The organism is Pseudescherichia vulneris, from assembly GCF_902164725.1.
GTDB lineage: Bacteria > Pseudomonadota > Gammaproteobacteria > Enterobacterales > Enterobacteriaceae > Pseudescherichia > Pseudescherichia vulneris.
The window spans coordinates 2855569-2858138 of sequence record NZ_LR607338.1; the positions used below are offsets into that span (position 1 = coordinate 2855569).

The window sequence follows — 2570 nt, forward strand, 5'->3', positions numbered from 1 at the left end:
TATTCCGGCACAAGATCATTAAGTCTGAAACTGCCAGACCAGAGTCGTTTGTTTGCAAACTTGTCCTGTGGTTGCGCAGTAATAACAGTTATGCTGTATTCCTTGTTTCGATTGAACTGATATTTAACAGGAATGCACTGTCCCGCCTGTATAGTATATGAAGGACTGTCGAAATTGTCTTGTTTCCATACTTCCTGCATTTGACCCTTTGCATCACGGGCTGACAATGACAGCGTAAGTAATTTCGCATGACCGCTTTTAATAGTGGGGTCATTATTAACTGAAATACAGGGTTGGTTGTCTTTAATACTTATGTCAGCCACCCGGTAGGCGTTATGTTCCATGCTACAGGCAGCGAGAAACAATGGGGTGAGCAAAAGGAATTTCCACTCCATCTAAACAAGCTCCAATAGAGTACGCACCGCCGGGCTGTGTCGTGTACAGTATTTACAATACCTTCACGTTCCTACCCTTGCCGCTTAATTTCAGGCGGCAGAGGAAAGGGCTCTCCACCATGCATGGGTATTCCGCTGCTCAGATCGATATCCCAGTCCGCAAGGAAATAGGGTAATTTTCCTTGCCTTACTTCACCAAGGAGCTTGGTCAGCCACCCCGCATAGGCCCAGTCATCCCCTTTGCCAGCACGAGCCAGTTCCGGGAACTGGTGTAAAAACTGTTGTGCCATCTCGAGTGCCGAAAGTGACTTAACATTCTGCCATTCAAAGGGGTGCCAGCCAGCACCGCTTGAGTAACGTGCAATCTCGCGCTCATTCGAATGTTTGGGGGGCATGACTGCAGAGGGAACGCTGTAATCTGGTACCCACTCCAGCCGCCAATGGCAACCTGATGGTGACATCGAGGGAAATACGCGGATTTTTTGGTAACCCAGCACATGCAACTCATGCGTCATTTCCATCATGCGGATACAGGGCTGAATACCTTTATCAATACTCGGCTGCCCACTGCTTTGCTTATCAACCTGATTACGCCAGTTTTGCATATGCTGAGCCAGGTAAAGTATTTCATCTAATACATCAAGCCGACGTACCCATGCCTGAGGAATATCGTTCAGACCGTGTTTAGCTCCCCAAAGCTGACCTGCAATGGATGCCGTTGAATCACTATCTCCGTCGTGATTGGTTGCTCGTATCAGCGTATCGCGAAAACTACGGGCTGAAAGAAAAGCATACAGGCCAATCGCCAGCGCTTCCTCACCCACCCAGCCTTCTCCCAGTTGCTGGATGGCTTCATGTGGATTGAAACGCATTTCACGGGCAAGTTTTTGGGCTAATAGATAAGGCTCGGTATTGGCCGTTTTTCCATAGACGTGCCCCCATTCACTACCGTCGCTATAGCCATTACGCAGGGCGAGGAATTCCTCTTCCCCTTTGATTAAGCGAGCGATAATTCTGGGCAAAATACCTGAAGAAGCCCAGCCATCAACGTGGCCATGCGTTAATGCTGCCGCACGGGCAGCGAGATCAAACGGATCAATATCCTGTAAGAAGCCAATGGGGGCGGTACGCATTACACCACCACAGCCCTTTGAGTCATTTATCGGTTTTTCGATACTGCCTGTCCCGCCCACTTTTAGCGCTGACAGGCACGTATTACCGGGAGCACGCCTTGTCCGCATGCTTGCTCGTGAAGCCAGCCAACCAAAATGCGATCCTGATTTATTTTGCTGGGTATCGTACCAGTCGAGATAAGCACGACGTATCTCTTCCAGCGCACGGGACAGGTTAATAACGCCGTGCTCATTGGTAGCGCGCAAAATACCTTCAAGGGTAAACAGGGTCATTTGGGTATCATCACTGACCACCAGTTTGCCCTGTTGCAGGATGGGCCTGGTCAGTCCTTCATTGCCAAACGTCTGGCGGATTTCCTCTAGTGAATCAAATTCAACGGTATAACCAAAAGCATCACCGACAGCCCCACCCAGCAAACAACCTAAAACGCGATCTAACCAGGCATCATTATGTGGAAGTGGTAGTGCATTGAGATATTGCTTCTGAATGGTTGAGTCCAGACTACCCGGTCTGGCCTTGTTAACCGCAGCGATAGCGTCTTCCGCCGCCATTCCGAGTTCGATCAATAATCTTGCTGAAATGAGTCCGATGGGCCCAAGGCCGCTACGGCAATGTACAAGGATGCGTTTTCCGTCACGAAGAAGGGTACGTAACCGGAGGCCAGCATAAACCCAGCGACGCTCAAATAGTTCGTCCGGCATCGCCCGATCGGTAATGGGCAACTGAAACCAATCCATGTCTCTGGCTTCAACTTCAGTACCAAGCGCTTCAACGTGTAAACTGGCAAGTTCCTCATCCGTCATCAGGCTCACTACGGCAGAGGCCCCCCAGGATTTTATAAGATCCAGGTCAAGAGCGAGGTCTCGCTGAAACTGTCCTGATAAAGCATTTTGCTGATGTTTTCCCGGACAAATTGTCATGCCAATATGCCCTTGACCAGTAGGCACTTCAACCGAGGCAATGATTAAGGGGCTGTTGAGACTGTTTAGGGACATACGAGCTCCATGGGTAGCGATAAGGCCATCAGGGTAAGGAAAACTT

General features: G+C 49.6%; 2 protein-coding genes. Both read right to left on the minus strand.

Annotation, left to right across the window (positions count from 1 at the left end):
* On the minus strand, nucleotides 1-395 hold a 395-nt coding region (locus FN633_RS18395; protein ID WP_208674059.1), incomplete at its 3' end, for a putative T6SS immunity periplasmic lipoprotein.
* A gap of 71 nt (nucleotides 396-466) precedes the next feature.
* A partial coding sequence (locus FN633_RS11970; protein WP_208674067.1) for an ADP-ribosylglycohydrolase family protein occupies nucleotides 467-2570 on the minus strand: 2104 nt, incomplete at its 5' end.